Origin of the sequence: Nonomuraea sp. NPDC049784 (genome assembly GCF_040659615.1) — a bacterium.
Classification (GTDB): domain Bacteria; phylum Actinomycetota; class Actinomycetes; order Streptosporangiales; family Streptosporangiaceae; genus Nonomuraea.
Genome location: NZ_JBFAMX010000593.1, coordinates 1 through 6372, shown reverse-complemented (window position 1 = coordinate 6372; position 6372 = coordinate 1). Strand labels below are relative to the sequence as shown.

The 6372-nt window shown below is 70.9% G+C and carries 6 protein-coding genes; 1 reads left to right on the top strand and 5 read right to left on the bottom strand.

The features are described 5' to 3' along the window. A partial coding sequence (locus tag AB0J09_RS52860) for an MFS transporter (RefSeq protein ID WP_360709593.1) occupies window positions 1-705 on the bottom strand: 705 nt, incomplete at its 3' end. Between the two features lie 54 nt (window positions 706-759). Between AB0J09_RS52860 and AB0J09_RS52855 the strand changes: the two genes are divergently transcribed. After that, window positions 760-1635 (top strand): winged helix-turn-helix transcriptional regulator, encoded by an 876-nt coding sequence (locus AB0J09_RS52855; RefSeq protein ID WP_360709592.1) that lies wholly within the window; start codon window positions 760-762, stop codon window positions 1633-1635. Window positions 1636-1849: 214 nt separating this feature from the next. On the opposite strand, the gene AB0J09_RS52850 is transcribed toward AB0J09_RS52855, so the two are convergent. From AB0J09_RS52850 to AB0J09_RS52835, 4 genes are all read right to left on the bottom strand, one after another. Beyond that, window positions 1850-3628, bottom strand: a complete 1779-nt coding sequence (locus AB0J09_RS52850; RefSeq protein WP_360709590.1) for a protein kinase — start codon at window positions 3626-3628, stop codon at window positions 1850-1852. Window positions 3629-3710: 82 nt separating this feature from the next. Continuing rightward, window positions 3711-4541 (bottom strand): aminotransferase class IV, encoded by an 831-nt coding sequence (locus tag AB0J09_RS52845; protein WP_360709588.1) that lies wholly within the window; start codon window positions 4539-4541, stop codon window positions 3711-3713. Then, entirely contained in the window at window positions 4538-5551 is a 1014-nt protein-coding gene (locus AB0J09_RS52840; RefSeq protein WP_360709586.1) for a chorismate-binding protein, read from the bottom strand. Before AB0J09_RS52840 ends, AB0J09_RS52845 begins: the two co-directional genes overlap by 4 nt. Next, a partial coding sequence (locus tag AB0J09_RS52835) for a LysR family transcriptional regulator (protein ID WP_360709584.1) occupies window positions 5518-6372 on the bottom strand: 855 nt, incomplete at its 5' end. The genes AB0J09_RS52840 and AB0J09_RS52835, both read right to left, overlap by 34 nt.

Sequence of the window (6372 nt, the reverse complement as noted above, 5' to 3'; positions counted from 1 at the left end):
GCAGACCGTGTTCGCCGCGGTGGCGGCCCACATGCACGGGCCCATCACCGGGTGTTGCACGACGAAACGCCAGCCTTCGCGGATCATCGCGCGCACCGGTGGCCAGCGGTCGGGGGCCTCGGCGCGGCGTTCAGGCAGGGTCCGCAGCAGCAGGGCTGAGACAAGGTAGCTGGCCGCGTCGACGAGCAGGGTGGGCACCACCCCGAGCACCTGAACGATGAGACCGCCAACCGACGGCCCACCGAGCTGAGTAGTGGCGTGGGTGCCGGACGTCAGGCTGTTACGGGACTGCAACTGCTCGTTGCTCACGATCGACGGCAGGAAGGTCGAGTTGGCAACGTCGAAGATGACGTTCGCGAAACTGATCACGAGAGCCACGATCACCAACTGGGCGACCGTCAGCCGGTCCAGCCACCAGGCCAGCGGGATGGAGATGACCGCCGCCGCGCGGGCCAGGTCGGCGACGACCTGAACCCTTCGCATGGGGAGTCGCTGCACCACCACCCCGGCGGGCAGGCCTATCACGATCCAGGCGACGTAACCGGCGGCGGCGATCAGGCCCATCTCGAACGCGGAGGCGTCGAGCACCGTCAAGGCCGTCAGCGGCAGCGCCACCGCGCCTACCGCCGAGCCGACCGCGCTGGTCGTGCCGGCCGTCCACCACCGCCAGAAGACGCCCGCCCCACCTCCACTGTCGATTCCCATTCCAGCGCCTCTCCCTAGGTAAGTTCCAGAATGGAACGCACTATACTGGAGTACGTGAAGCGCGCCGATCTGCCCGACTCCGACTGCGGTATCGCGCAAGCGCTCGGAGTGATCGGCGACTGGTGGACGTTTCTGGTAGTGCGGGACATCGCGGGCGGCACCACCCGCTTCGACAGCCTTCAGCGTGAGCTAGGCGTCAGCCGTCGAGCCCTGGCCGAACGCCTGGCCAGGCTCGTCGAACACGGGGTGCTCGAGAGGCGGCCCTATTCCGATCGCCCGCCGCGCTACGACTACGTGCTGACCACGAAGGGTGAAGGCCTGCTGCCGGCGCTCGTCGCCCTGCAGGATTGGGGCGCCAGACATGTGATGGGCGATGGGGCGTTGACCGCGACCAGCGAGGACGGGTCCGCCGAGAGCCGTCGTGTGCACGATCTGGTCAACCGGAAAATGCCGGATGTCGTGCTGGAACGACATGACGGCGAGCCGGTCGCGCCCAACGCACCGGGCGGCGTCTGGACTGTGCTCTACTTCTTCCCCGGCGCCTTTGCCCCGGGCACCCAGGGCTACCCGCCCGGTTGGGCCGACATCCCGGGGACGAAGGGTTGCACTTTGGAGGCTCTCACCTACGCGTCACGGTGTGCCGACTTCGAGGCGGCAGGTGCCACGATCCGAGGCGTGAGCACCCAGCGACCCGACCAGTTGGCCGCCTTCGTCACGCACGCGAGGTTGTCCTATCCCCTCCTGTCCGACCAGGACAGCAGACTCGCCGCTGGACTGCTGCTGCCGACCTTCCGGGCGGCCGGCATCGACCGCTTCAAGCGCCTCACCCTGTTGGTCGACCCCGACGCGATCATCCGGGCAGTGCAGTTTCCGATCAGCGATCCGGCCGGTTCAGTGGATGAGATGCTCGCCCTCGTCCGCAGTCGATGACAACGATCCGTGCGCGTTCGTCGCCCATCTCCCGCCTGCTCTTCACCGTCGCCTACGAGCTGTACCTGCTCGCGCGTGTTGCAGGTCTCGCTGATGATGATCCAGTGTGGGAACAGGGCCGTGAGGGCGGAGGCGAGCATGTGGAAGATCCCGTTCTACCGGATCTCCGTTCTCACGTCTTGATCTCCCTAGGTCCTGATAACCGACGTTGGCCCTAACCCGGGGCCTTGATCTCCCCCTGCCTCCACTTGCCGTACGTCGACGTGTAGGTGGAGGAGAGCTCCGAACCACCGACCGAGGCACGCCAGGAGAGGACGAAGCTCTTGGGCCGGTTCGTGGTGTCGAGCTCGATGTTCCAGCTGATCCGCGTCCCCTTGAGCTGGCTCAGCTTCCAGTTCGCGGGCTCCGTGAGCCGCTCCTTGATGGGCGTCGGCGCCGAGCCCGCGTCGAGGCCGCCGGAGTACCGGCGGCCGGCTCCGCTGACTTGCGGCGTGTGCGCGACGAGATCGAGGATGACGCCGAGGCCGGACATGATGACGATCATGTCGATATAACCGCGGCCGTCGTATTCGGCGTCCCCGGCCAGGCGCTTGCCGTTGACGTACAGGTCGTCGGGGCCGGCGGGCGCCATGACGACCACGTCGACCGTGCCGATGTCCGGGGCGGCGACCTTCATGGAGAAGTCGCAGCTTCTCGTGCTGTCTCCCGCGTCGGGCTGGAACCGGATCCGCCCATGTGCCTCGGCCGCGAAGTCGCTCTGCGTCAGCCCGCCCTGGAACGTCATGTCCGCCATCGGCCACACCGAGATCGCGCTCTCTATGGCGATCGCGAGCTCCTGCCCGTGGGGGCCCGGCGGGCCGGCCGTCTCCTCCGCCGTCGCGGAGGCGCTCGCCGATCCCGACGGCGTGGTGGAGGTCGTCTTGTCGCCCGACCCGGTGGCCGGTAACCCGGTCACCGTCGCGCCGCGGCCTGACGACTGGGTCTGCGCGTCGCGCCACCACATCACGCCGCCCGTCGCGGCCGCCGCGACCGCGACCGCGCCCACCCCGAGCAGCACGGCCCGCCTCCCCACCCGCCCGTGCTCCGCCGCACCTCGGCCGGCGGCATCCGACTCGCCGGCACCGGGCTCGGGTCCGCCCGCAGGGCTCGGCGTGACGATGGCCCCTGGTGCGGAGGTGCGGTCGGAGTCCGGCGCGATGGCAGGCCCAGGCGCCGTAGCAGACCCCGGCGCCGTGGGGCGGTCAGGGGTCGGCGCGACGGCGGACTCGCCGAGGAGTTCCAGGAGCACTGTGCGGGCGGTGGGCCGCTGGGCGGGATCCTTGGCGAGGCAGCGTCGCACGATCCCGCGCAGCGGCTCCGCGAGGTCGCCCAGGTCCGGCTCGCCGTGCAGGATCCGGTACGCTACCGCCGGAAACGTGTCCCGGCCGAACGGCGGCCGCCCCGTCGCCGCGAACGTCATCGTCGAGCCCCATGAGAACATGTCCGACGCGGGCCCCACCGAGGTCTCCGAGAGCTGCTCCGGCGACATGTACGGCGGCGTCCCCGACGCCGAGCCCTTCGTCGCCGTGGCGTCCACCAGCCGGGCGATGCCGAAGTCGATCACCCGGGGGCCGTCCGGCCCCAGCAGTACGTTGGCCGGCTTGAAGTCCCTGTGCACGACCCCGGCCCGGTGGATGGCGGCCAGGGCGGTGACGGTGCCGATGGCCAGCCGGATCAGCGCGGCGCCGCGCACCGGCCCCGCCGCCGACAGGGCGGGGCCGTCGATGTACTCGCTGGCCACGTACGGCGGATCGTGGTCCAGGTCGGCGACGAGAACGCGGGCGGTGCAGAACTCGTCGACCATCCGCGCGGCGGCCAGCTCCCGCGCGAAGGTCCTGTCGATCCCGCCGGTCATCACCTTGACGGCGGCCTGCCCGCCGTCAGGCGACTCGCCGAGGTAGACGACGCCCTGCCCGCCCTGGCCGAGGCGGCCCACGATGCGGAACTCCCCCATCGCCGGGGGATCACCAGGACGGAGCGGACCGACTGCCACGCGTGCCTCACATGATCAGCTGTGGGGCAAGAGAGTACCTTACTCAGGGGTTCAGATCAGCGGCGGAGCGCTCGGCGAAGACGCGCATGGCCTTCGTGGTGATCGGGCCGGGAGCGACCGGCAGCTCCGTGTCGTCGACCAGCTTGATCGGCTGGACGTCGCGGGTCGTGGAGGTCAGGAACGCCTCCTCCGCCTCGTACAGCGCCGACAGCGGCACGTCCGCCTCCTCGGCGCCGCACCATTCGAGCACCAGCGCCCTGGTGACCCCGGCCAGGCAGCCCGACTCCAGCGTCGGGGTGAGCAGGCGTCCGTCGCGGACGATGAAGATGTTGGAGCCGGTGCCCTCGCAGAGGTTGCCCGCCAGGTTGCCGAAGATGGCCTCCCCGCCCCCGCGCTTCTTCGCGTACAGCAGAGCCTTGGCGTTGTCGCCGTACGAGGTGCTCTTGACTCCGGACAGGGCGCCGCGCTCGTTGCGCGGCCAGGGGACGACGGCGACGTTGGCGGTGGCCGGGAACGGCTTCTGCTCGTCCACGATGACGACGGAGGTGGTGCCCTGGTCGCCGCGGTCGGAGCCGAGCGGGCCCGGGCCACTGGTGTAGGTGACGCGGATGCGGCCGAGCGCCCACGCGGGCGCGACCGTCAGGAGCTTGGCGATGCCGTCGGCGATGGCATCGACGTCGGGCTCCGGCAGGTCCATGCGCTGGGCGGAGAGCGTGAGCCGGTCGAGGTGACGGGTGAGCGCGAACGACTGGCCGTTCACGATCTTGATGGTCTCGAAGACACCGTCGCCGACCATGAGCCCATGATCGAAGACCGACACGCTGGCCTGCGCGGGGTCGATCAGCTCGCCGTTGACCCAGACAGGGATGTTCATTCAATTCCTCCTGTGGATGCCAGTGCGATGAGCCTGGCTGCCTTGAGCTCGGTCTCGAGCCATTCGCGCCCGGGGTCGCTGCCCCAGGTGATGCCCGCTCCCGTGCCGAACCGGATCTCACTTGCCGAGATCCAGAATGTCCTGATGCCCACGGCCAGCGCCGCCCGGCGACGGTCGGCGTCGACCCAGCCCACGGCCCCACAGTACGGCCCGCGGGGTGCTGGTTCGAGCTCATTGATGATCCGCAGAGCCGACGACTTGGGCGCGCCCGTGACAGATCCGGGCGGGAAAGTCGCGGCAAAGAGCTCCGGCCAGCCCGCCTCCGGCGCCAATCTGGCCCGGACGGTGGAGACGAGGTGGACGAGACCGGGGTGCTCCTCGACCTCGCAGAGCGACGGCACCTCGACCGAGCCGACGGCCGCGACGCGGCCGAGGTCGTTGCGGACGAGGTCGACGATCATGACGTTCTCGGCGTAGTCCTTGTCGAGGAGGTCGCCGGCGGTCGCGCCCGTGCCCTTGATGGGCCTGGACTCGACGACGTCGCCGTCGCGCGAGAGGTAGAGCTCGGGCGAGGCGGACACCACGCTGAGCCCGGGCACCTGGATGACGGCCGCGTACGGCGCGGGGTTGCCCGCGGCCAGCCGGGCGGCCAGGGCGAGCGGGTCGGCGTCGAGCGGGACGGGGGCGGTCAAAATCCGGCAAAGGTTTGCCTGGTAGACCTCGCCCTGCTCGATGTAGCCGCGGATGGCACGCACGCCGCGCTCGTAGGCGGCCCGGTCGAGTGAGCTGCGCCACTGATCGGGCCGCGGCCCGTGCCAGGGAGCGGCGGGCGCGGGCAGGGGCGACTCGCGCACCCGGTCGAACCGGGCGCACGTCACCTTGCCCTCGTAGTCGACGACCACGGCCCACCAGCCCTCGCCGTCGAGCGCGGCCAGGTCGGAGGTCACGTCACGCAGCCCGGTCGCGTGCAGACCGCCTAAATAGGCGAAGCCGTCGTACACGCCTTCCATTCTCCCAGCATTTCGACGAGCTCCAGCGCCGCGGGCAGTGGCGTCTCGGGCAGGGCCGCGTACACCTTGCGTGCCGGCGCCATCCCGCGCAGCGGGCGCAGCACCAGATGAGGTGGTACGGCCCGGGCGGCCAGCTCCGGGACGAGCGTCACCCCCAGCCCGGCGGCGACGAACCCGAACTTGCCCGACCATTCGACAACCCGCAGCCCGCTGCGTGGCGCGAATCCTGCGGCCGCGCACGCGGCCTGCAGCAACGTGGGCTGCCCGCGCGGCGCAGCCTCGATCCACCTCTCGTCGGCCAGGTCGCGCAGGTCCACGTCGTCGTCGCCGGCCAGCCGGTGCCCGGCGGGCAGCGCGACGAGCAGCCGGTCCTCGTGCAGCAGGACGGTACGCGTTCCGTAGGCGGACAGCCCGGAGGGGTAGTTGCTGATCACGGCCACGTCCAGCGCCCCGGAGCGCAGCCGCTCCATCAGCCGCGAGGTCAGGCCCTCGACCAGGCGCAGTTCGACGCCGGGACGGCGCTCGGCGAAGCGCTTGAACGTCTCTGGGACGAGACCCACGTTGGCGGTGGCGAACGCGCCCACGCGCAGCGTCCCGCCCCCGCCGCCATGGATGGCGGCCAGCTCCTCGCCGGCGCGTTCCAGCCGGTCGAGGACGGCGACGGCGTGGCGGTGCAGGGCGGCGCCGGCGGGCGTCAGGCGCACCCCTCTGGCCAGGCGCTCGAAGAGCGGTCCTCCGGCGGCGCGCTCCAGCGCGGCGACGCGGCGGGAGACCGCCGACTGGGTGTATCCGAGCAGCTCGGCGGCGGCGGTGATCGAGCC

Coding starts and splice junctions, on each gene's coding strand:
- AB0J09_RS52850 (WP_360709590.1), bottom strand. CDS start 3,628: ATGGGGGAGTTCCGCATCGTGGGCCGCCTCGGCCAGGGCGGGCAGGGC.
- AB0J09_RS52845 (WP_360709588.1), bottom strand. CDS start 4,541: ATGAACATCCCTGTCTGGGTCAACGGCGAGCTGATCGACCCCGCGCAG.
- AB0J09_RS52840 (WP_360709586.1), bottom strand. CDS start 5,551: ATGGAAGGCGTGTACGACGGCTTCGCCTATTTAGGCGGTCTGCACGCG.